At 30.7% G+C, this 23,490-nt stretch carries 18 protein-coding genes; 15 read left to right on the forward strand and 3 right to left on the reverse strand.

Translation table 11 applies throughout. The features are described from left to right. Positions 1 to 23: 23 nt before the first annotated feature. Together K7H06_RS19980 and K7H06_RS19985 are read right to left on the reverse strand one after the other, a co-directional pair. On the reverse strand, positions 24 to 1,409 hold the full coding sequence (locus K7H06_RS19980) for a sensor histidine kinase (RefSeq protein WP_223037755.1): 1,386 nt from the start codon (positions 1,407 to 1,409) through the stop codon (positions 24 to 26). Next, positions 1,399 to 2,094 (reverse strand): response regulator transcription factor, encoded by a 696-nt coding sequence (locus K7H06_RS19985; protein ID WP_223037756.1) that lies wholly within the window; start codon positions 2,092 to 2,094, stop codon positions 1,399 to 1,401. The genes K7H06_RS19980 and K7H06_RS19985 overlap by 11 nt, the downstream gene beginning before the upstream one ends. Before the next feature lie 350 nt (positions 2,095 to 2,444). On the opposite strand from K7H06_RS19985, the gene K7H06_RS19990 reads away from it, so the two are divergent. After that, positions 2,445 to 4,865, forward strand: a complete 2,421-nt coding sequence (locus tag K7H06_RS19990; protein ID WP_223037757.1) for an ATP-binding protein — start codon at positions 2,445 to 2,447, stop codon at positions 4,863 to 4,865. A 67-nt stretch (positions 4,866 to 4,932) separates the two neighbouring features. Here K7H06_RS19990 and K7H06_RS19995 read toward each other — a convergent pair whose 3' ends face one another. Then, a complete protein-coding gene (locus K7H06_RS19995; protein ID WP_223037758.1) occupies positions 4,933 to 8,427 on the reverse strand; it encodes a collagenase in 3,495 nt (1,164 codons plus the stop codon). 645 nt (positions 8,428 to 9,072) lie between these two features. On the opposite strand from K7H06_RS19995, the gene K7H06_RS20000 reads away from it, so the two are divergent. The 14 genes from K7H06_RS20000 to K7H06_RS20065 all read left to right on the forward strand — a co-directional run bounded on the left by K7H06_RS20000 (position 9,073) and on the right by K7H06_RS20065 (position 23,478). Next, positions 9,073 to 10,431, forward strand: a complete 1,359-nt coding sequence (locus K7H06_RS20000; RefSeq protein ID WP_223037759.1) for a coiled-coil domain-containing protein — start codon at positions 9,073 to 9,075, stop codon at positions 10,429 to 10,431. A 40-nt stretch (positions 10,432 to 10,471) separates the two neighbouring features. Continuing rightward, positions 10,472 to 12,163, forward strand: coding sequence for a GspE/PulE family protein (locus K7H06_RS20005; protein WP_246637586.1), 1,692 nt, complete (start codon positions 10,472 to 10,474; stop codon positions 12,161 to 12,163). Continuing rightward, on the forward strand, positions 12,129 to 13,232 hold the full coding sequence (locus K7H06_RS20010; RefSeq protein WP_223037760.1) for a type IV pilus twitching motility protein PilT: 1,104 nt from the start codon (positions 12,129 to 12,131) through the stop codon (positions 13,230 to 13,232). Before K7H06_RS20005 ends, K7H06_RS20010 begins: the two co-directional genes overlap by 35 nt. A gap of 3 nt (positions 13,233 to 13,235) precedes the next feature. Further along, positions 13,236 to 14,438: a type II secretion system F family protein gene (locus tag K7H06_RS20015; protein ID WP_223037761.1), complete on the forward strand. Its 1,203-nt coding sequence runs from the start codon at positions 13,236 to 13,238 to the stop codon at positions 14,436 to 14,438. An 18-nt stretch (positions 14,439 to 14,456) separates the two neighbouring features. Beyond that, positions 14,457 to 14,954, forward strand: coding sequence for a type II secretion system protein (locus K7H06_RS21470; RefSeq protein ID WP_281426023.1), 498 nt, complete (start codon positions 14,457 to 14,459; stop codon positions 14,952 to 14,954). Positions 14,955 to 15,031: 77 nt separating this feature from the next. Further along, complete coding sequence (locus K7H06_RS20025) at positions 15,032 to 15,334, forward strand: prepilin-type N-terminal cleavage/methylation domain-containing protein (RefSeq protein ID WP_223037762.1); 303 nt, start codon at positions 15,032 to 15,034, stop codon at positions 15,332 to 15,334. Positions 15,335 to 15,362: 28 nt separating this feature from the next. Continuing rightward, on the forward strand, positions 15,363 to 15,896 hold the full coding sequence (locus K7H06_RS20030; RefSeq protein WP_223037763.1) for a prepilin-type N-terminal cleavage/methylation domain-containing protein: 534 nt from the start codon (positions 15,363 to 15,365) through the stop codon (positions 15,894 to 15,896). Between the two features lie 17 nt (positions 15,897 to 15,913). Beyond that, positions 15,914 to 16,927, forward strand: a complete 1,014-nt coding sequence (gene pilM / locus K7H06_RS20035; RefSeq protein ID WP_223037764.1) for a pilus assembly protein PilM — start codon at positions 15,914 to 15,916, stop codon at positions 16,925 to 16,927. Next, entirely contained in the window at positions 16,928 to 17,488 is a 561-nt protein-coding gene (locus tag K7H06_RS20040) for a PilN domain-containing protein (RefSeq protein WP_223037765.1), read from the forward strand. It begins immediately after the preceding gene. Positions 17,489 to 17,536: 48 nt separating this feature from the next. Further along, the gene (locus tag K7H06_RS20045) at positions 17,537 to 18,667 is read left to right on the forward strand and encodes a hypothetical protein (RefSeq protein WP_223037766.1); all 1,131 of its coding nucleotides are present in this window, start codon (positions 17,537 to 17,539) and stop codon (positions 18,665 to 18,667) included. Position 18,668: 1 nt separating this feature from the next. Then, the gene (locus K7H06_RS20050; protein ID WP_223037767.1) at positions 18,669 to 19,859 is read left to right on the forward strand and encodes a type IV pilus modification PilV family protein; all 1,191 of its coding nucleotides are present in this window, start codon (positions 18,669 to 18,671) and stop codon (positions 19,857 to 19,859) included. Positions 19,860 to 19,871: 12 nt separating this feature from the next. Next, positions 19,872 to 22,106 (forward strand): DUF2572 family protein, encoded by a 2,235-nt coding sequence (locus K7H06_RS20055; RefSeq protein ID WP_223037768.1) that lies wholly within the window; start codon positions 19,872 to 19,874, stop codon positions 22,104 to 22,106. Further along, positions 22,103 to 22,894: a prepilin peptidase gene (locus K7H06_RS20060; protein WP_246637587.1), complete on the forward strand. Its 792-nt coding sequence runs from the start codon at positions 22,103 to 22,105 to the stop codon at positions 22,892 to 22,894. The genes K7H06_RS20055 and K7H06_RS20060 overlap by 4 nt, the downstream gene beginning before the upstream one ends. Before the next feature lie 218 nt (positions 22,895 to 23,112). Next, positions 23,113 to 23,478 (forward strand): hypothetical protein, encoded by a 366-nt coding sequence (locus K7H06_RS20065; protein ID WP_223037770.1) that lies wholly within the window; start codon positions 23,113 to 23,115, stop codon positions 23,476 to 23,478. The last annotated feature ends 12 nt before the right edge of the window (positions 23,479 to 23,490 follow it).

The raw sequence follows: 23,490 nt of genomic DNA on the forward strand, positions 1-23,490 counted from the left end.
AGGACAAATCCTTGGTTATTTATTTAAATAGGGTTTGAGTGAATTTTTTTTATAGGGAAGATGATTTTGAAAATTGTTCCATCTTTTTCACTACTTTGTACATGTATATTCCCTTCGTGTATTTTTACTAATTCATAAACAATAGACAACCCTATACCATACCCAGTTATATTTTCAGTATTACTACATCTATACAAATAGTCAAACATATGATTGATCTCAGCATCGGGAATGACGATACCAAAGTTTTTAACTAAAATAATTACGGAATGATCTTTTATAAAAGATTGAATAAAAACTTTTGTGTTTTCAAAAGAAAATTTATAAGCATTAGAAAGTAAGTTGTAAATAATTTGTTTTAGCTTATTTTCATCCATAAGGACTTCTATGTTTGTAGATAAATCTTTTTGGATGGATAAATTTTTTTTATTGAATTGAGGAAGAAGCAATGAAACTGCTTTTTCTAAAACTTGATCTAGATGAAAGTTTGTTTTATTTAAAACAAAATTATCTTCATGCAATTGATGAATGTTTTCCATATTGCGTATTAAAATAGACAATCTTTCAAATTCATCGTAAAGATAGATCAGTTTATCATTAGAGGGTTCCCAAATACCATCTATGAAAGCTTCTATATGGGTTTGGATTGTTGTAATGGGTGTTTTGATTTCATGTGAAATATTTGAACATATTTTTTTTCTTAAATTCTCTTGGTTTTGTAGAGAATTAGCTAGATAGTCAATGGAAGTAGCTAATTTATTTAATTCACTAATAGAACTGTTTATAGAAGTTCTAGTACAGAGCCTTCCATCTGTAATTTTTCTAGCTGTTTGTGTTAATTGGGTGATGGGGATGACAAATTGTTTAGCAAGGAGCATACTAATGAATATACCAATGCATAGCGTAATAATAAAAGTAATAAATATGGAGCGATATAGGGCATATTCTAGTTTAATAGTATCCATCTCATCTGTTACAGGTGCATAGTAGCTGATGATAGCTATATACTGCTTTGTTTTGTTGTAATAAATATTACGATATTCATGATGGAGTTGGTACAAGGGAATAGGTTCAAATATCTTATCAATATCAAATTCTTGAATTGTAAGCTTATTAGATGTTTCATAGATGATCTTTTCATCAAGAGTTTGAATGGCTATGGAAATATTTGATAGTGTTGCATAGTGTGAAAGTATGGAATTTTTGAAATCGGGATGTTCAGGATTTTTTTTAATAGTTTTATTGATGAGGACTATTGCTTTATTAATTTTTGTAGTAGAATTTTTTAATAGGCGAATGTAAAAATTATTATTAATGGTGATATTAGAAAGAATTAGGGTTACTAGTGTTGTGATGATAATAATAAGTATAAAATAAGTCATTAATTTTTTATGAATGTTAATATTCATGAGAACCTCCAAATTTATAACCTACTCCAAAAACGGTTAAAATATATTTTGGATCTTTAGGATGATCTTCGATTTTTTTTCGAAGATTTTTAATATGGGTATCGATAATTCTTTCATATCCGTTGTAATCATGACCTAATATTTTTTCTACAATCATTTTTCTAGAAAATGCCACATATGGATTAGAAGTAAGTAAAAATAGAATATCGTATTCGCTGGGTGTTAAATTGACGGGTATATTATTTTTTAGAATCAAACGTTTTTGATGATCAATTAGTAATTTACCCTGATTGAATGAAAAGGTAGAGAGGGTGTTATAACATCTTTTAATGAGTGAATCTACTCTTTTTACAAGAACTTTAACGCTAAAAGGTTTTGTTACATATTCGTCTGCTCCTAAGGTGAACCCTTTTATTTTAGAAGATTCATCTGATTTAGCAGTTAATATGATGATGGGAATATCTGAAGATTTTCTTATTTTTTCACATATTGTTTCACCAGATAAATCAGGAAGCATTAAATCTAAAATAATTAAATGAGGATTAAAAGTATGAAATAGATTTAAAGCACATTGGCCGCACATGGCTGTGGCAATTTCATATTGAGCGTTTTCTAAGTAAGATGCAATAACATTTAAAATACTTGTTTCATCTTCTATGATTAATACTCTGAAATTTTTATACATATAGTCACCTCCTTGCAATTGTTTAAAATTTAAATCAATAATATTATACTCTATTGAGGTAATATTCGACAATATATTACATAAAATTTAAAAAAATGAATATATTTTAAAAAATGGGTTAAAATGATAAAATCTTCATGAAATCTTCACAAAAATAGGCTATAATAACTATGGGAAAGAAAATGTTGAAAATTGTTAGTTTGTCAAATAGGATTAAAAAGTTGAGTATATGAGACTTTTCAATAAAAGACAAGCTATATTAGTTATTTTATAAATGAGAGAAAAATCTTTGACTTTTATTGAAAGAGAAGGTTTTTTTTTTTGCACCTTTCAAAGAGGAGAGGATAGTAGTGAAATGTTATTTAAGTTATATGTTGAATATTTTATTTACGACAATATTAAGTATTTTGTTTATAAGATGTGAAAAAAAGTATTCTTTACTAAAGGCAAAAAAGAAGAATGAGGTGTTGATCCAATTAGATGAAAAGCATAGACATATCCCTTTAAAGAATGCTAGTTTATTATACAAAGAGTTATTTGAAGCCGTTTTTTATTATGATTTACAGGAAAAACAATTATACACGAATGATAACTTTTCCAAAATAGTAGGATATAGTATTGAAGAAATGAAAGAAATGAATCTTAGCAATATATTATGCCAAAAGGATATTTTAAGATTTGAAAAATTTATTGATGCAAATGAGCAGGAAGGATTACTTGAAGGAGTCTTCAATGTTGAAAGAAAAGATGGAGAAGTGAGCACCCTAGAAGTAACATCTTGGATGACGATTGTAGAAGAGAAAAAATATTTACAAGGAACGATTCGAGATATTACTGAAAAATCAAAATTACAGGAGACCGTGTTAAAAACCAATGCCATGTTAGAAGCAGTTATGGGAATTGTTCATAATACTACTTTTTTAGTCATTGACAAAAATTATGAATATATAATGTTTACAAAATCTCATAAAGAAAGATTAAAAAAATGGTTTGGAATGGAAGTAGATCATGGAACAAATATAATAGAAGTATTAGAGCATATAGACCAAAAGACTGCAGGGTATAATCAAGAAGCAATTATAAAGGAAAAAGAAAATATGGATAGAGCTCTTAAGGGAGAAAAATTTGATGATATGAAAGAAGTTCTAGTAGAAGGGTTTGAAAAGCAATATTATCATACAGAATATGGCCCTGTAAAAATGGAAGATGGAGAGATTATAGGTGCTGTTATATTTATGAGAAATGCTACAAAAGAGGAAATGATTAAGGAAGAAATAATTAAAGCAAATAATAGTAAATCTAAATTTTTAGCCAATATGAGTCATGAAATTCGTACACCTATGAATGGTATTATTGGATTTTCTGATTTGTTATTACAATCTGATTTAAATGAAAAACAGAGAAAATACATGAATGTAATCAATGATTCTGCACAGTCCCTTTTAAATATTATTAACGAGATATTAGATTTTTCAAAAATTGAATCAGGGAATATTGAAATTGTGAAAAAATCATTTTGTATAAAAGAATTAATAAGAGTGCTTATGGAAATTTTCCAACAAAAGGCGAAAGGAAAAGAGGTAGAATTAACCTATTCCATTAGTAGTCATGTACCAGATGTTATTTATACGGATATGATGAAAGTTCGTCAAGTATTGGTAAATCTTATTGATAATGCATTAAAGTTTACCGAAGAGGGATGGATTCATATGGATGTGAATATAAAGGAAGAAGAAAATAAGCATAAATTATATTTTTCTGTGAAAGATACAGGAGTTGGGATTCCTAAAGAGGAATTGCCTCATATATTTGATAGCTTTAAGCAGGCAAGTATAAATGAAAATTACACCAGAAATAGTGTAGGAACAGGGTTAGGGCTTGCTATTTCTAAACAATTAGTAGAAGCTTTGGGAGGGAGTATATCAGCAAAAAGTGTATATAGGAAAGGAACAATTTTTAAAGTACAAATTCCTATAGATCCGGTTATTTTGAAAAAAGAAAAAACACATGAATGTAAAAAGAAAATGTCAAGCATCTCTCGATATCCTAATATGAATATTTTAGTAGCAGAAGATAATATGATCAATCAATTACTTTTAGGAGAATTACTAAAAATTCATGGTATAAAATATACAATAGCCAATAACGGACAAGAAGCAATAAATTTATTAGAAAAAGAAAAGATAGATTTAATTCTAATGGATGTTTCTATGCCTGTTATGGATGGTATTGAAGCTACGAAAATTATAAAAAGTAATAAAAAATATAAAAATATACCAGTTATTGCATTAACAGCCCATGCCCTTGTAGAAGAAAGAGAAAAACTCCTAAGGGAAGGAATGGATGCATATATATCTAAACCTATAGAGGAGAAGGCTTTATTAAGTATACTTGCTGAATATTCAGAAAAAATAAAAAATATGGATGTTTGCCCTTTTGTAAATTTAGAATCTAAGTTACAAGGAGATAAAAAATTAGTAATGGATGTTTCACAAAAATTGATTGATTTATTCACAAAAGAAAGAAAAGTAAGATTATATGAATTGGTGGACAAAAAGAAAGACGAAGAATTAAGAGAAGAAATTCATTACTTAAAGGGAGCGATACTAAACTTTCAAATTGATGAAATGAATAATGCTTTAAGTGATATCAATAAAGGAACGGAGAAAGATCGATTTGAAAGTATTGAAAGGTTATGGAAAGAAGTAAAAATATTTGAAAAGAATTTTTATGAATATAAAAAAATGATTTTGGGAAAAGTTTGTAAGTAAGATAGTTATACTGTTTAATCAACATATAAAAAATAGGACAAGGAATTTTAGCCTTGTCCTATTTTTTTTAATGTGTAGATACATTCAATGTATAAGATGCATCTTTTCTATCAAATTTATAAACGGATAAGTAATATCTTCCAGGTTTTGCATCATAAGAACCGATTAATTTGTTACCAGATGGATTAGCATAAGCTACAAGCTTTTTTAAATTAGACTCATGATAAAGAACCCAGTTCATTCCTGTATTATTTGTTTTTGAAATGTTTACATTGATTTTTTTAGGAGCTGTAATATCAAAATAATATACCTCTTTATTTTTATGTCCATTAAGAGCGGCTGAAATATTATTGTTTAATGCAAATGCTTTTGCACCTTTGATTAATATTTTTTTATTAGGGTCAATTGAATCACTGTTTTTTTTATTTTCTTGTGTAGTAGCAGAACTTTTGATAGCACCATCTACATTGATAGAGTAAGTATAACTTTCTCTATCAAAGCTATACACGTGTAAATAATATTTTCCAGGTGTAGCATCGAAAGAACCCTTTAATGTTATTCCTCTTGTACTTGGATTAGCAATTCTTTTTCTAGTACGAGGATCTTTGTAAACCGTCCAAGCTATTTTACCATTATCTTTGTTGGATACATTGATATTGACTTTCCCTGGATTTTCTACATTCAATACAAATATATCATTCATATCCCTTTGATTTAAACGACCTAATACAGTTATATCAGAGGTGATGATATTATTTGCTTTTTTAGGAGAATCATTTGGTTCGAGTTCATTTTTAGCCGTTTTATTAGTAGATGTATTTGTTTGACTAGTTGTATCTTTACCTGTGTTTTGTGTAGGGTCAACTGTTGGTTCTTCTTTTTTCTCTTGCTCTTTTGAAGTATTTAATTTACCATCAATATCTATTGTATAAGCAGATTCTTTATGAGAATAATTATATACATGTAAATAATATTTTCCAGGCTGTGCATCAAAAGAAGTTGTTAATGTTTTTGAAGAAGCTTTTGCACGAGTTACAGCATCTTTACTATTTGAATTATCATAAACGATAAAGTCAAGTCCTGCATTTCCATTGTTTTTTACTTTGATATTTACTTTGCTTGGTGATTCTACTTCAAAATAGAACATATCATTTTTATCTTGTCCATCTAAGCTGGCTAATACGGTTACACCAGGAATGATTTTACCATTAGCCTTTTCAAATGTATCATTATTTTCCTTCTCTTTCATGGATTTAGCAAATTCATCTGTTTTTGCATTGCCTACAGGACCATCTACAGCCGCTGGGTCTGTTACAATACCGTGAAATACCATATCATATACAAATTGATTATTAGCATTGACTCTACGGTTTACAAAGTAAGCAGTAAGCGTTTTGTATCCACTCCAAGATGCATTGTTGAATTGCTTTAATACATCATTTGTGTATTTGCTCATTGTTTTAAAATCTTCAGCTTCAGATTTTGCTACGTCTCCTGTATAAGTTCCTCTTAAAGCAAATGTATTAAAGTATTTTGATTTGTTGATTTTAACAGTAGCAGATGCAAGTTTTGCAGCAGATGCAATCGTTGCAAACTGCTCTGGAGCTTTTTTATAAGGATGATTGTCTAAATAAGTATCTGCTACTAATGGAACGGTTAGACTACTATATTGATCGGTTAAGTGTTTCATATGTTGTTTATAGCTTTGGTTAAGATTGCTGTTATGATCAATTGAAGCAATATATCTATCAAAGCTTGATACATCATTTGATTTTACAGCATCACATAAGTTATCAAACATTGTCCAGTCTGAAGTGGACATATAATCAAAGAAAGCATATGCGAAGGTATAGAAAGTAAAACCACTATTATAGCTAGCATGTACAGTTTGGTTTAATGAATATCTATCAGAATCTTTATATCTTAAGATATTTCCTACCATACTTCTTCTTGGTTGAACACCATTTGTACGAGTAGAACCTGCGAAAAATTCAGCTTGTCCTTCATCAAACCAAGTTAATCTGTGTTTGTTATCATAAAAAGCTCCTCTACCCCACATACCTGGAACTAAATAACGACCTTGAAGATAGTGGGTAAATTCATGACGGAATAACTCTTCTAAAGTATAGATACTTTCTTGTGGAGTTCTTTCATAAGTAAAGAAGGTACCGTCTCCTTCTATGTAAATACCACCATTATCAGTAGAGTATCCATATAGTACTGAATTCATCTTATACTCTGCTGGACTGTTATAAATAACAATTCTTAAAATATCATCAGCGTTACCTGGTTCTAATGCATTGTCGCTACCAATCATTCTAAAGAATTGAGCTTTTACTTCTTTAGAGGCCCAGTAAAGTCTTTTGATTTTTTCTAAAGTAACCTGATCTCCTGCTTTGATAAGAACTTTGCCATTATCAAAAGAATAATTCTTTGGTAGATATTTGTTTTTTGCAGCTTCCTTAATAGCTTTTGTATCAATTGTATTTCCATTAGCATCTTTTCCACGATAAATGTAATCAATATTTTTTATAACTTCCATATAGGGTTCACTCAATTTTGGATAAATATTCAAAGATTCTACAAGGAATTTGATACCTTTTTTTGAATCTGTATGGAATCTACCTACTCTAGCCATACTCCAGATAGCATTATTTACTAACCAGGTATTATCATTATTGATATTTTTGATTCTTCCTATTTTTTCTATTTCAGCAATGTAGTTATCGATTCTTCCATAAAAAGGTGTGTTTTTAGGATCTCTAACATCACGAAGATATTCAGAAGTATCATACTCAATACCTTGAAGGATATCATAGATAGCGGATCCTTTTGAACGCTCTTTGATGTATGCATCAAAATTGTCATTGTATTGCTTTAAAATAGGGGTAGCTTTGTTGATGATTTCTGTATTACAAGAAGCATTTGAAACAAGTTTACCTATAGCTCCTACAACTTCATCTTGTGTTTGTGTTCCCAATTTATAATTAGGATTATTCATAGTAGCTAGAATAGCTGGGATACATTGATCATGTACTTTTCTATCGTTTAGTTGTTTTAATTCTTTATTATAAAAGCCAGTATAAAATCCACCTCTTAAAATCTCTACAAGAGTTGGAATTCCCATATCATCTTTTGTAGTAAATTGACTTCCTCTTTGAGCTAAAGCATCAATAACTGCTTGTAGACGATTCTGATCTGAATAAAATCTTTGAGCACCATCTGTGTATTGAAATAAATCTTTTATGTCATTCCATTTTATTTTTACCACAGTATTGATCATATTATCATAGCTCATATTGCTCAATTCATTTAGAGTATATTTCCCAGAAGATTTTTTCTTAGTTTGCTGTAAAGGTTGAGGTAATGTTTTTGAGTTTTCTAAAGATGACTTATCAGATGCTGTATCTACAGGACCTGATAAATTTTGAATTTGAATAGAAATATTTTTTTGTTGCTTCTCAACATTTTGAGAAAGGGCAAACCCTAGTGTCATGGTATTCAACGTAAGTGTTGCGCCAAGAAAAACAGTGCACGCTAATTTTTTTAATGAAAAATTCATTATAAAAATGACCTCCTTTTTAATTTTAATGATAAAAGTTTTTTACTAATAAAGTTAAATTAATTAAACCTCCTTTCGACATCGTAAAAATAAAAAACCAGCATAAGAAACTACTATAAAATGTTCTATGCAGAACACTTTATAGTGGTTTTTATGCTGGGTTATCGCAAGCTAAATAATATACATTATTTTCTGTTGATCATACCAAAGATTATTAAATTTTATAAATGCTAGCGAATATTTATGAGTATGTGAATACATTGGGATTATACAATAATATTTTCCAAAATTCAACAAAAATTTATGAATTACTATAAATATTTGGATAAAAGTGAGCAATTTCATTTGTTTTATTTCAAAAAAGATATTTTTCGAAAAATGTTGACAAAATACTATAATATGGTAAAATTGTACTAGCAAAATTACATATAATGACAAACTAACAAAAAACATTTTCTCAAATAAAAAGAATTACTGCATATATTCTGGTATGATCAATAGAAAACAAGGTTTTGTTTAGCTAAAGATAAGCCAGCATGAGTAGTTGTAGTATTGTACCCATTTTGAAGTGGGCTACAATGTGACAGCTATTTATGCTGGTTTTTTGATTCCGAAAAAATAAAAATATAAGGAGGTTGAATAAAAATGTCAGGAAGGAATTTTAAAACTTCATTGAATGGTTTTAATAAAAAAGATGTAAATGACTATATCGATATGCTTATAGCAGAAGCAGAATTAAAGCAAAAGGAAAATGAAGGAGAACTATTAAATTTAAAAAAGCTTAACAAAGAAATAAGGATGAAAGCTGAAAACGAAATAAAAAGCAAGGAAGAAATGTTACAAGAAGCAAAGAGACAATTTGATGAGATGAGAAATGGTGTTGAATCCCAATTAAGACAAAAGGATAGTGAACTAGAAAATATCAGAAGAACAGGAATGGATGTAAGAGAAAGAGCAGAAAGAGAAATTAAAGTAAAAGAAGAAGCTTTAAGGGAAATAAAGCAAAAATATGAAGAAATGAAAAATAGTTTCGAGTTACAGATGAGACAAAAAGATGGTGATTTAGAAAACATCAGAAGAACAGGAATGGATGTAAGAGAAAGAGCAGAAAGAGAAATAAAAGTAAAAGAAGAAGCCTTAAGGGAAATAAAGCAGAAATATGAAGAACTGAAAAATAGCTTTGATGCTCAACTAAGACAAAAGGATCATGAACTAGAGAATATCAGAAGAACAGGAATGGATATAAGAGAAAGAGCAGAAAAAGAAATACAAGTAAAAGAAGAAACCTTAAGAGAAACAAAACAGAAGTATGAATCAATGAAGCTTGATTTTGAACAACAGTTACGACAAAAAGATATGGAAATTGAGCATCTAAAAAGTCTTAAGACAGATATGAATCATCAAAGGGAGATTATATTAGAAGAAGTTCAAAAGCAGTATGAAGAAAAATTAAAAGTAACAGAAAAAGAATATGAAGAACAAAAAAATCAAATGGAATCCCAAATAAATCAGCAAGAACAAGAAATTACTGGTTTAAAGGAATACCGTATAGAGGTACAAAAAAGAACAGAACTTCAATTAGAAAAACAAAAAAATATATATGACGAATTAAAAACTACAACACAAAAGGAATTAAAAGAAAGAGACGATGAAATTTTCTTATTGAAAAATATGAATCAGAAATTAAGTACCCAATACGATGAGATATTACAAGAGATGGACAAAATCGAAAAGGATCGTACTCAAATAGCAAACGTATTGATTTCAGCACAGGAAAAATCAGAGCACATTATTGAGACAGCAAAAATCCAAGCATATCATGAGAAAAGAAAAATAGAAAAAGAGATAGAAAAAGAAGAGAAAAGATTAAAAGAGATTAAAGCAGAAATCAAAGGGTTAAGAAGTGAGATGATAGGTGTATTAAATGGGTATCAAAAGCAATTAAGTGGTTTAGTAGAGGAAGAAGTAAACTTAGATGTTCCAAAAAAGAGCGTGTATAAATAAGCTTTAAGAGAAAGGGGATACCGGTCTTATCGGGATTGATGTGTTTGAATGGGAAAGCAGTATTCGACAAAGATTAGGAGAATTATTAATTCAAAAAGGCAAGTTATCTAAAGAAGAACTAGATGAAGCCTTGTATATTCAGGTAAGAGAAGGAAAAAAAATTGGACAGATTTTGGTTGAAAAACAGTATGTTACAGTAGAAGACATTTTAGATGCCTTATCTATACAATTAAATATTGAAAAGGTGAATTTATCACAAGTTCAAATTTCAGATAAAATTTTAAAAAATATTCCCATAGAAATCGCACAGAAATATGATTTGATTCCTTTTGATGAGCAGGATGGAAGTATTTATGTTGCCATGAGTGATCCAGATAATTTATTAGCTGTTGACGATGTACGATTAATTACTGGAAAAAATGTAAAAAAGTTTATTGCTAGTGGAAATGACATAAAATCTGCTATTGAAAGGTCTTATAAAAAGATATCGGGAGATCAAGCTTTAGAGGATCTCAAAAAAGAATATGGGATAGATATAGGAAAAGAAGAAGTAGTAGTCTCTAATGCTGAAGTAGACAATGCACCTGCTGTACGACTTGCCAATTCAATACTCAGTCAAGCCATTGAAATGAAAGCTAGTGATATTCATATAGAACCCTTTGAAGAGGAAGTTTTGGTACGTTATCGAATTGATGGAGCTTTGATGGAACATATGGTTCTTCCCCAAAGCATTTATGATGCAGTTTCTACAAGATTTAAAATTATAGGTAGTATGGATATTGCAGAAAAGAGAATTCCTCAAGACGGAAGGATTGCTATGGAGTTTAATGGCAAGGATTATGATTTTCGTGTATCTTCTTTGCCAACGGTTTATGGAGAAAAAATCGTTATGAGGATATTAGATAAGAATGCTGCACTGGTTGAAAGAGCAAAATTAGGATTTACAGATTATGAAAATAAATTGATCAGTAGAATATTAAAAATGCCAAATGGTATTTTACTCGTAACAGGACCTACAGGAAGTGGTAAAACCACTACCCTTTATTCATTCTTAAGTGAGATGAATACACCAGATAAAAATATTATCACCATTGAAGATCCTGTAGAATATATGCTCAACCGTATCAATCAAGTACAAGTAAATAGTAAAGCAGGACTTACCTTTGCAGCAGGTCTTAGGAGTATGTTAAGACAAGACCCGGACGTTATCATGCTTGGAGAGATTCGTGATGAGGAAACAGCACAGATTGCAGTAAGAGCATCTATTACAGGTCACTTTGTATTATCAACTCTTCATACAAATGATGCACCTAGCTCTATTACAAGACTTATTGATATGGGGATTGAATCTTATTTAGCAGCAGATGCAGTAGTTGGAATCATTGCCCAAAGACTAGTCAGAAGACTTTGTCCTCATTGTAAGGAAAGCTATACTCCTGATGAAGGAGAAAAAGAATTATTAAAAGAATACGGTGTATCCACCCTGTATAGAGCAAAAGGTTGTAAAGAATGTAACGATACAGGCTATGCAGGCCGAAGAGGGATTCATGAAGTATTGATGATGGATATAGATTTAAGAAATGCCATAGAAACAGGAAAAACCAGCGATGAAATAAGAGAAATCGCCATTCGAGGAGGGATGATGACCCTCTTTGAAAATTGTAAAACACTTGTTTTGGAAGGAGAGACAACTACGAATGAATTGGTCAAGACCGTACACGGAAAGGATTGATAGTAGAAATCTACAAGAGATTTTAGAATATGCTCATGGTAAAGGCTCTACGGATATTCATTTGATTGTAGATTCAAAGCCAGTCATCAGAGTCCATAAGTCCTTAGAGGATATAGAAGATGCAGAAATGATTACACCAGAGATCTCTAAGACCTTAGCAGATTCTTGTATGAGTGAAAGTCATAAAAAAATATTAGAAGAAGCAGGAGAAGTGGACTTTTCCTTTTCTGTAGGAGACTTTGGAAGATACAGGGCCAACATATTTAGACAAAAGGGAAATTATTCTATTGCCTTAAGAGCTATTCCTGTAGATATTCCAAATTTTGATAATCTGAAATTACCTTCTGCAATAAGATCATTTGCCAATAAGCATATGGGATTAGTTTTAGTAACAGGAGCTACAGGAAGTGGTAAATCTACTACGCTAGCAAGTTTACTGGATATTATCAATCAAGAGAGAAGAGCACATATTATTACCATTGAAGACCCTATAGAATATGTTCATGTGCACAAAAAATGTAGAGTCAATCAAAGAGAAATAGGAGGAGATACAAAATCCTTCGCAACCGCATTAAGAGCATCATTGAGGGAAGATCCAGATATCATATTAGTAGGAGAGATGAGGGACCCTGAAACCATATCCACTGCACTAACAGCAGCAGAAACAGGTCACTTAGTTTTTTCTACCCTACATACAATAGGAGCTGCAAAGACCATAGATAGGATTATTGACTCATTTCCTACAGGACAGCAAAATCAAGTACGAAGTCAGTTGGCTACTGTACTCAATGGCGTTGTATCCCAGCAGCTTATTCCTAAGATGGATGGAACAGGTATCACTGCTGCCTGTGAAGTGATGATTGCCAATGGAGCTATTAGAAACCTTATTCGTGAAAATAAGCCCCATCAAATCAATAGTATCATTCAGACAAGCCATGATACAGGCATGCAGTCTATGGATTATCATCTATCACAATTGGTACAGCAGGGAATGATTTCAAAAGAAGCTGCTCTTGAACGTGCCCAAGATGAACAAAGTTTATCCAATCTGTTGATGCCGAGGTGGTAAAGTATGGCTACCTTTCAATATACAGCGAAAAATTTGCAAGGAGAAATCATTTCAGGTATTTATGAAGGAGATAGTATAGAAGCTTTAAAGCGTGAAATGTACCAAAAGGGTTACATTGTAACAAAGACTAGTAAAGAAGCACAAGGAATGAAAATAGATAATTTATTTGGAAAACCAAATGCCAAGGATTTTGCCATCTTTTGTAGACAGTTTTCCGTTATTTTAAATTCAGGACTAACCTTGATTGAAGCTATGCTCATTTTGACCCAGCAGACGAAGAAGAAAAAGTTTAAGGAAATACTCAAAAATATTCATGAAGAGCTACAAAAGGGAAAGATGTTTTCAAATACCTTGAAAGAGTATAGGGATACTTTTCCAGAGTTTTTTATCAACATGATTCAAGTAGGTGAAGCAAGTGGTACATTAGATGAAGTTTTAAATAGACTTGCTGAGAATTATGAAAAAGAATACAAGATGAGGAAAAAGATAAAAGCAGCTTCTATGTATCCTGTGATGGTTGTTTTTGTAGCTGTAGCTGTTGTAACGCTTTTGATGGTAAAAGTTGTCCCTATGTTTTCAGAGATGCTTGGGGAAATGGGAGGAGAAGTTCCATTTTTAACAAAACTTGTTGTAATGGTCAGTGATTTTCTTATCAATCATTTAGGACTTATGTTTTTAGGTGGTTTCTTTGGAGTAATAGGACTCATTTATTATTATAAAACAGAAAGAGGAAGATATGTTTTTGATGATTTGAAATTAAAAACACCTATTATCAAAAACTTATTTATAAAAATTGTAACTGCTAAATTTGCAAATAGCATGGGAATGCTTTTAAAAAGTGGTATTCCAATCATCCAAGCGGTGGACATTATTTCTAATCTTATTGGAAACCGTGTATTAGAAGAAAGGTTCAAGGTATGTCAAGAGGATATTAAAGGAGGTCGGGGGATTTCTACTTCCCTTAGGAAAATAGAAATATTCCCACCCCTACTATTTCATATGATTACTGTTGGAGAGAAAACAGGAGAACTAGATGACATGCTCATGAGAACCTCTGTCTTCTTTGAAGAGGAGGTGGAAGAAGCAATAGAACAAATGATTACTATGATTGAGCCTATGCTCATCATAGGTCTTGGAGGAGTTGTAGCAGTAATTATCCTTGCTGTAATGCTTCCAATGGTAGAAATATTACAAAATATTGGTTAAAAATAAGGAGGAAATAAAGTGATACAAAAACTAATGAAAAAGAAAAAAAGTCAAAAAGGTTTTACATTGATTGAATTGATTATTGTTATTGCAATATTAGGAATTTTAGCTACTGTATTATTACCTAAGTTTACTGGATTTACAGATAAGGCAAGAGGTGCTACAGCAATGGCAGATGCTAAAAATCTTGCAACAGCTGTAGAAGCGTTAATGGCAGAAGGAAAAAAACCTAATGCAACAGCTGGGACAGCTGTAAGTGCAGCTAATTCTAAAAGTTTTAAGGATATAGATGTAATGCATTACGTTGGTAAAAATCTTAACGGAGACTTGAATTTAGTAGCAACAGCTGTAGCTGCTGCAGGTTCTACTGGAGCTAAATCGGTTGGGGATTTTACGTATATAAAAGAAGTAGATGGTAAATATTATACAGTTACATATCACACAGATACAGGTAAATTTGATGATGTTGTTGCTTCTGATACAGCACCTACGGGCTATGCATTAACAAAATATTAAATAGAAGTGAAAACAACTCCTGCCAATTGGCAGGAGTCCTTTAAAAATAAGACTTACCATTGAAGGGAGATTCAAAAATGAATCAAAGAGGATATTCCCTGATAGAATTGATTATTGTTATTGTGTTGATAGGTATTTTAGCATCTACTATTATCCCAAGGGTCAATAAATTTCAACAAAAAAATAAACAACTAGAATTAAAAGCATATACAAAAGTCCTAAAAAAAACTATGAGACAATATTATGCCCTTGAAGGAAAATACCCAGATGATTTAATGGATTTAAAGGGAAAGGGGTATAAAATTATTATAGATACAAATCAATATAAATATGCTTATGATCCTACTAACCCTAATGATTTAACAGTAGAATACAAATAACAAAACACCTATTTTGGATGGTGAAAAAATGAAAAGAAATGGCTTTACTTTAATAGAAATTCTCATCGTTTTACTGATTATGGCCATCTTAGGAACCATTATTCTTAGTCTTGTAAAGACTTCTCAAAACTTATACCAAAACATCTATAAGGATGCAGATGCTGAGATGGAAGCAAGGATTGCCCTCTCTTATGTAATGGTAAAGATTAGACAAAATGATGTGAAAGATGGTATTGAAGTAGATGATAAAAATAACAAAATTATTATAAAAGAATCAAAAATAGATAAAACAAAAAATGATTATGAAATTTATTTTGAATTAGATACAGCTCCTGCTAAGGGAGGATATTTAAAGGAAAAACAAGGTGGAAAGGTACAAGATATTGCAAAGATTCAAAGCTTTACTATTTCAGAAAGTAAAAAAGAAGAAACGGATACTTCTCGAGGGGTATCTATAAACAAGATCAAAGAAAGAATGATTACGGCTACTGTTACCTATAAAGATAAATTTGAAAATATAAAGACATTAACAGAAAATTATACAATTCGATGTATTAATTGATTGACAGGAGGGAAGATATGGCTAAAGAAAAAATCTTAGGAATAGATGTAGGTTCAAGAAATATCAAAATGGCATTGATCAATCAAGATAAAAAAACAAAAAATATTATAGATACAGCAGTAATCCCTATTCCTGAAGAAATTGTTACTATGGAAGAAACCCAAAGATTAGAAAAGATTGCCCAGCTCATTAAAGGTGGAATTGCAGATAGAAATATAAAAGTAAAAAAGATTTCTTTTTCCATCAATTCTCCTCAAGTAGTTGTGAGGAGTTTTCAATTGCCACCTATAAAGAAAAAAGAAATTCATGAAGCCATTCTAATGGATTTATCTAAAACTTTTCAAGATATTACAAATACCCATGCGATTAGCTATAAAGTTTATCAACATACAAAAGAAGGGGTAGAGGGAATGGTAGCCTTTTGTCCTAAAAAGTTAGTGGAAGGCTATGTTTATTTATCAAGTTTGATAGGAATATCAGCAAAATATGTAGATGTAAATGCTAATAGTATTACAAAAGCTTATAAAACATTTATTAGTCATGCAAAACCTGATGAAAATGTAATATTAGTAGATATTGGGGCTACGTATTCACAGGTAAATGTGATTGAGAAAGATCGATTGATTCTCAGTAGGACCATAGCTTGTGGAGGAGGGTCTATTGACAAAGCCGTTTCTAAACATTTAAATATTTCTCTTGAGCAAGCAGAAAAGGATAAATTCAATAAATTTATGGAGTATGAGCTTCATGGGTATGATGCTGAAGGATATATCAAAAGAGGATATAGTCCTATTGTGCAGGAGATTAATCAAACAATTGCTTTTTACAGTCAAAAAAAGAAGGATGCAAAGATTGATCGGATTTTACTCATAGGAGGCGGAAGTCTTTTATATGGAATGGAAGAATATTTAAAAGAAGGTTTTAGTGTACCAGCCTCAACCATTAAGCCTACAGATAATAATGCGGCATATATAAAAGAGTTTCCTAGCTTATTACCTGCTATAGGGGCTGCTTTGAGGGAGGATTCATAGATGAGGGATATTAACTTATTAGATACCCATGTAAAGACTAGTGGGAATAGCAATCATAAAAATTTATGGATTATTATCGTATGTATCCTTATGATTCTTTTAGGAAGTGCTTATGCCTTTTTAGAATATAGTTTATACAAGATGGATCAAGAAAAGACTGAAATAGATAGTTTGATTCAACAAAAGTCTGTAGTAGAAGAAACAAAGGAAGAGATTAGAACAAAGACACAAAAAATTGAAGCTATGAGTACGATTATTGATACAGCATCAAGAAATGCAGTGATCAATACAAAGATGTTTCAAGTACTAGCTGCTAATATGCCTGCTTCTATTTTTTTATCGGATTATTCCTTTAATGATGATGGACAAATCAATCTTATGGGAGAATCTAGTGATAATGATAGTATGGCTTTTTTTATCTATAAGCTAAAGCAGACCAATTTATTTGAAGATGTAAGGATCAAAAGTATTCAAAATAACAAAAATGAAGAAACCAATCAAGAGAATTATAACTTCGTCATTGATACAAAAGTTATTCTTGATTTAGAAGAAGCTCAGTAATTTTTATAGGAAAGATTTTAATACCCTGAATCCTTAGGAGGTGTGAATATGAAAATAATGAAGAAAAAAGGTCCTAGTATGAGTACAAGAGAGAGTAATCTTCTAATGATTCTTTTGATTATCATCGGGACGTATGTGGGGTTAAATTATTTGATTATGCCAAAGTTTGAAGATTATCAATCATTAAGTGAAACCCTTATAAATGATCGAATACGTTTAGAAAAAATAGAAGAAGAATATCGAAATCGAGAAAAGCTAAAAGAAGAAGCTGAAAATTTACAGTATAAAGTAGAAAGATTAAAAGAGACGCTACCTCCATTTATTTCAGAGGAAAAAATCATTCTAACATTAGGAGCCTATGCAAAAAAAACAAATGTCACCGTATCCTCTATTTCTTTTGAAGAAGAAAGTGCAGTACAAGCAGATTTGTATATTAGTGGAGAAGAAGGAAATCCAGAAGAAATGGATCAAAACTTACCCACTGTATGGACAAAAAGTATCAACCTTAGTTTTTCGGGAACGATTGCTTCTTTATACGATTTTATTCACAAATTAGAAAATAATCCAAATAAAATATTTGTAAGACAAATGCAATTAAATAAATCAGAAGATAGTGACTTAATGGGAAATATGCAGCTAGAATATATTGCATATACAGATGGGACAGATCATGAAAGTTTACAGCTAGAGGTACCTTCAACCAAAGGAAAAAGCAGTCCATTTACTTCCTATGAAGGCTACAATAAAAATGATTCTATTCCCAAGAATCAAGAGAATGCAAATTTTCATTTAATCATAAATAAAAATCCAAAAGGACCAAAGTTTAGTTTGGGTGAATACAATCATCCAGAAACAGAAGTATATAACAATGGTAAAAATCAAATTCATGGAAAATTAATGATAGAACAAAATGACAATCAATATACATATACTTATTCTCTAGAAAAAAATCAAAAGACTCAAACAAAAGAGTTAAAAGTAAAAAATGGGATCCTAGAAATGAAGGTTTCTTCCTTTCCAAGGACAGGAGCAGATGACAAATCGGAAATTATCTTCAATGTAGAAAATACAACAGGGAAAGTTCTTGAAATTACTGTTGTAGGAGATGATGTGAAAAACCCTCACTTCAAATCAGGAGCACATAGTGGAAAGGTTCATGTAAAGCGGGTGAGCAGATAAAATGCTTAAAAACAACAAAGGATTTACCCTCCTTGAAGTGATCATCGCCATCACCATTTTAGCCATGGTTGTAGGAACTCTCCTTCGATCCTTTGCCTTTTCTGCAAAGTTAAATAAACGTGCCTATGATACGGATATGGCAAATGCACTAGCGTTGAGTGAGGCAGAGAAGATTAAGAAAGATTGTGCAATGTATATGGTAGGGAAGACGAAAGAGACGAAGTATTTTTATCTAAATGAATCTGGGAATAAGATAAAAACAACAAAGAATAATGAAGCAAGTATTATAGAAGAGAAAACAACAGGTACTAAGTATTTTGATATTCAATGGAATGAAGTATTAGATAAGGATAGTGAAGATGTGAAATTTGTTATGGAGATAGTGGTAAATAATACAAATACGCAAAATATAATAACTAGTTATTCAGAAAATACATATATGGATGATCACCATGTGCATTTGATGGTTGAGAAGTATAGAACTTTAATTGGTATTATTACAGGGAATGATACGCCATCATCTAGTAGAAATAGAGAATATCATATGGATGTGGATTCTTATACTAGTGAGATTAGTCTAGACACTATGAAAGAAATTATGAAGAATTGGAAAGCAAAAGTGAATAGCAAGGAAAAAACTACAAAGAAAAGAATAACATTTTCTGAATTAAAAAATACCTTGAGAGAGGCTGTAGGAACTAAAGATGGGAGTTATGCACAGAACAATAATTATGGAGTTGGAAAACGAAAGCCTAGGTATTGGCCTATACATAATAAGGAATATACAGCAGAATCTATTGATAAATTGAAGGCAGAAGATGCTGTTCCTATAAGATTTTTATTTCCAGAAGAGTCAATGCCTAAGAATAGAAAGTATAGAGTATATATAGTCAATTTAATTGATAAGGATATTAATTTCTATGTAGAATATTCAAGAGATGGAAATCGAAAGAGTGTCCATGATATGAATCAAGTAGATGTAGAAAATCCCATGAAATATTTAGTGGATTCAGCATATTTATTTGATACAAATGAAAGTAAATTTGGGAATGTAAACATAATGAAAACCAATTTTTTTCAAAATAATGATAAGGATACATATAGTGTTGATGTGATTGTAAAGAGAAAAGATAAAAATGAAATTATAGGAAGCTATCATACAGGAAAGTTTAAATTGTATGAGATACGATAAGAAGGTGAAAAAATGAAGAGGATATGGAAGAAGAGCGAAAAGGGTTCTTCCATAATATTAGTATTGATTGTTATAATTATACTCTTAACATTAGGCACTATGGCCTTAAGCATAAGTATTGGAAACTTAAAATTAGGGCAAAAGAGTAGAGCTTGGAAGGAAGAATATTATGATTTGGATAAAGTAGCTGAAGAAGAATTAGAAGTAATTGATTTTGCTTTGTCAGTAGCAGAAACTGCATCCATAAGATATATGAAATATGAATTATATAATAAAAATGTAGTGTCTTCTACATTGGTAAACAAAATGATACAACTAGAAGATGAAGCTGTTCTTAAAAACATGGTAGACAAGAGAACAAAAAATGCTCCTAAAATATCAAGTACAAAAGCACAATTAGATAAAATAAGAGAATTAGGTCTTGACTTAAAAAGCAACCAAACATTTATTCACGATCAATGGATAAAGGATGTTGAAAATAAAAGCAAAAGTGGAAGTTCTAAGCTTGATCCAGAAAAGTATAATAAACATATGGATGAATTCTTTGAAAAAGCTTTTCCAAGAGTATATTATTATTTTGCCATAAAAGCTTTAGACAATTTGAGTACGTCAATATTTAAGAGAGCTAATGTAAATGGAAAAACAATGGAGTATAAGATTGAGCTTGTTGAAAATAATACAAGTAAATATAGAAATTTTTCAGGGGACTGGAATAGAGATGCTATCAATGAAGATGATGTACAATTCAAAATAACAGTAAAGGATAGTGAGGGAAAACAATTATTTGTAAAGGCAAATGTAATCCATCCTGTCTATAGTGCACAGACAATAGAAAAAAGTACGATTATTTATGGAAATCCTATATGGACGAATGCTATAATGGCAGCTGGAAATATAAGGTTTAATAGTGGTGCTACTATTATGGGTGATGTATTTTCTGGAAATGATAAAAACAATAATGCAAAGTTTACAGTTGCTGCTAATGGGATAGTAGATGTTTATGGAAATGTTTATACAAAAGGAGATGTTTCTGTAGATGCTACAGGTGGGACATTAAATATTCATAGGTATGAGCCGTCTATGGATTTAGATTACAAGAAAAACTATATATTTCCAAGCAAATATTATATAGATAAAAAGATATCTATTATGGATGATGATAATAAAAATAAGCTTCAAGGATTATATCCATATGATATGCCACTAATCTATCCTGATGGAGATACAGGAGGTAATCTATATTGTAATAATTTGTTTTTAGAAGGAAGTTATAATAATAATATAATATTTGTTGAAAATAATGTGACAACAAAAGGTTTTGTTAAAAATAAAGCTGGAGTAGGTTCTGAGATAAATGTTGGTGGAAACTATATAGGGATTACTTCTGGCGATTATTATAATGAAGGAAGTGTTGTTTATAATGAAGGAGAAGGGAGTATTCATTTAGGGGAAAAATTTATTATTCCAGGTCAAATTTCTGGTACAAATAGAAGTCTTTCTGATAAGAAAATAGAAAAAAAGATCAAAGATTTACGTTTATATGGTAATAGTGATGCATATGGACTTTTTATATCTGACAAGAAGCATGAGCTTTTTGATAATCAACGTAATGTAAAGGGCATAAATAGTGGAGTTGTATCGAATTATGGAAAAGATTTAGGAGGATATGCTAAGTGTGCAATATTTATAGACAAAAATAGTGTTACAAAATTAATGGATAATAATAATATTAATAGCAGTGTGAATAATGAAGCTGCGTATAAAGGTAAAATTAAATTTTTAAAAGAAATATTTACTATGAAAACAGAACACTTTGGAACAAAAGAAAAAAATATAGAAGATATGGTATATGAAATCAATCTTTTTGATGAAGATAGTAAAGTATTACCTCAAGACGAGAGTGGTATACATTTTTATAATTCCAATAAAATCCTGAACTTTAATAGTATGAAAGAACCAGAAGGAATTATCTACTGCAAAGGAAATTTAACTATTACAGGAGGAACATTTAATGGAACTATTATATGTAAAGGAAATGTAACTATTACAGGGAATCCTACGATCAAATATAATGAAAGTAAAATTATGGATAAAATAAAAACTTACAGTGCTACAAGAAAATTTTTTGAACCAGGGAAGATGGGAAAAACAATAGAATATATCTGGAAAAATGATATTAATGTGAATAGCAGAACTTGTACAAGTCCTCAAAGGCATGAAATCATAGAATGGAGAGAGCAATCATGATCACCTTATTTATTTTCACCATAGGCATTGTCATAGGTTCTTTTCTCAATGTTTGTATTTACAGAATTCCAAAGGAAGAGTCTATCATATTTCCTCCTTCTCATTGCCCTTGTTGCAATGAAAGATTAAAACCATTAGATTTAATCCCTATTTTTAGCTATATCTTTTTAAAAGGGCGATGTAGGTATTGTGGGAGTGGATTTTCGCCAAGATATGCTTTGGTAGAGTTTTTAACGGGAATTGTATATGTATCCATTTTCAAAAAATATGGTTTAGGGGTAGAGTTTGTTGCTTTTACGTATCTTATGACTTTATTGATTATTGTATTTTTTATTGATTATGACCATATGATTATTCCTGATGTAGTGGTGATTGCAGGATTAGTTGGAGGGGTTATACTAATTATTTACAATTATATCTATCCTATAAGCTTTTATGAAAGTCCTTTAAGTCCTATCATAGGTGCTTTTACAGGATCAGGATTTTTGGTGTTAGTGTCTATTGTAGGGATGGTTGCTTATAAAAGTGATGAAGTTATGGGTATGGGAGATGTGAAGATCTTTTTCCCAATAGGAATTTTTTTAGGATGGAAGATGACCCTTATTGCCTTATCAATGGCAGTTTTAACAGCTTCTATTAGCAGTATCATTTTGATAGGATTAAAATACAAAGACCGAAAAAGTATGATTCCATTTGGACCTTTTATTGTAATAGGAACCTTTATAACGATTTTGTGGGGACAAGAGTTGTTTGATTTATGGTATCAATTTACCTTTGGAAGTTATTAAAATATGAAATGATTGGTTAGATTAATAGAGAGCAGGATAGCTTAGCTAGAGATAGACCAGTTCAAAACAATACCTTTTAGGTATTGTTTTGTGCTGGTTTTTTATTTTTACAAGCTGCTTATAAGGTAGAGGGTATAAATTGATTTAGATAAGGTGAGATGATTATTTGAATGATTGTTGAAGAATAAGTTCAAATAAACAGTAGAGGAGAAGGAGTTGTGATGCCAACAGATATCAAGCATTCGTTGAAATTTGATTTTGAAAAGAGAATCATTTCAGGAAAAAAAACAAAAGTGTTAGTAATTACTTGGCAATTTACAAAAAGTCAAAAAATCAAAAGAAATCACCTTGCTTTTGCTACATTGGTGCATTTAGATGTACAGCAATATATGATGAACTATGGCAAAATCGATGAAGAAACAGGTCAAGCAAGGGTAGAATTTCGTATTTTAGATTTTTATGCACCTGGGAATTATGGGGTGATCTCTATTGGGACGACTGGAAATTTACTTGATTCTGTAGAAAAGTGTTTTTTAAGTTCAGGGGAGAACGAACCTATGCCAACGATTCAGTTGCGATTTTAATAAAATTGAAAG

The organism is Crassaminicella profunda (genome assembly GCF_019884785.1).
Taxonomy (GTDB): domain Bacteria; phylum Bacillota; class Clostridia; order Peptostreptococcales; family Thermotaleaceae; genus Crassaminicella; species Crassaminicella profunda.

Coding starts and splice junctions, on each gene's coding strand:
- K7H06_RS20025 (WP_223037762.1), top strand. CDS start 15,032: ATGAATCAAAGAGGATATTCCCTGATAGAATTGATTATTGTTATTGTG.
- K7H06_RS20050 (WP_223037767.1), top strand. CDS start 18,669: ATGCTTAAAAACAACAAAGGATTTACCCTCCTTGAAGTGATCATCGCC.
- K7H06_RS20040 (WP_223037765.1), top strand. CDS start 16,928: ATGAGGGATATTAACTTATTAGATACCCATGTAAAGACTAGTGGGAAT.
- K7H06_RS20030 (WP_223037763.1), top strand. CDS start 15,363: ATGAAAAGAAATGGCTTTACTTTAATAGAAATTCTCATCGTTTTACTG.
- K7H06_RS20000 (WP_223037759.1), top strand. CDS start 9,073: ATGTCAGGAAGGAATTTTAAAACTTCATTGAATGGTTTTAATAAAAAA.
- K7H06_RS20015 (WP_223037761.1), top strand. CDS start 13,236: ATGGCTACCTTTCAATATACAGCGAAAAATTTGCAAGGAGAAATCATT.
- K7H06_RS19995 (WP_223037758.1), bottom strand. CDS start 8,427: ATGAATTTTTCATTAAAAAAATTAGCGTGCACTGTTTTTCTTGGCGCA.
- K7H06_RS20060 (WP_246637587.1), top strand. CDS start 22,103: ATGATCACCTTATTTATTTTCACCATAGGCATTGTCATAGGTTCTTTT.
- K7H06_RS19980 (WP_223037755.1), bottom strand. CDS start 1,409: ATGAATATTAACATTCATAAAAAATTAATGACTTATTTTATACTTATT.
- K7H06_RS20010 (WP_223037760.1), top strand. CDS start 12,129: ATGAATTGGTCAAGACCGTACACGGAAAGGATTGATAGTAGAAATCTA.
- K7H06_RS19985 (WP_223037756.1), bottom strand. CDS start 2,094: ATGTATAAAAATTTCAGAGTATTAATCATAGAAGATGAAACAAGTATT.
- K7H06_RS20055 (WP_223037768.1), top strand. CDS start 19,872: ATGAAGAGGATATGGAAGAAGAGCGAAAAGGGTTCTTCCATAATATTA.
- pilM (WP_223037764.1), top strand. CDS start 15,914: ATGGCTAAAGAAAAAATCTTAGGAATAGATGTAGGTTCAAGAAATATC.
- K7H06_RS20045 (WP_223037766.1), top strand. CDS start 17,537: ATGAAAATAATGAAGAAAAAAGGTCCTAGTATGAGTACAAGAGAGAGT.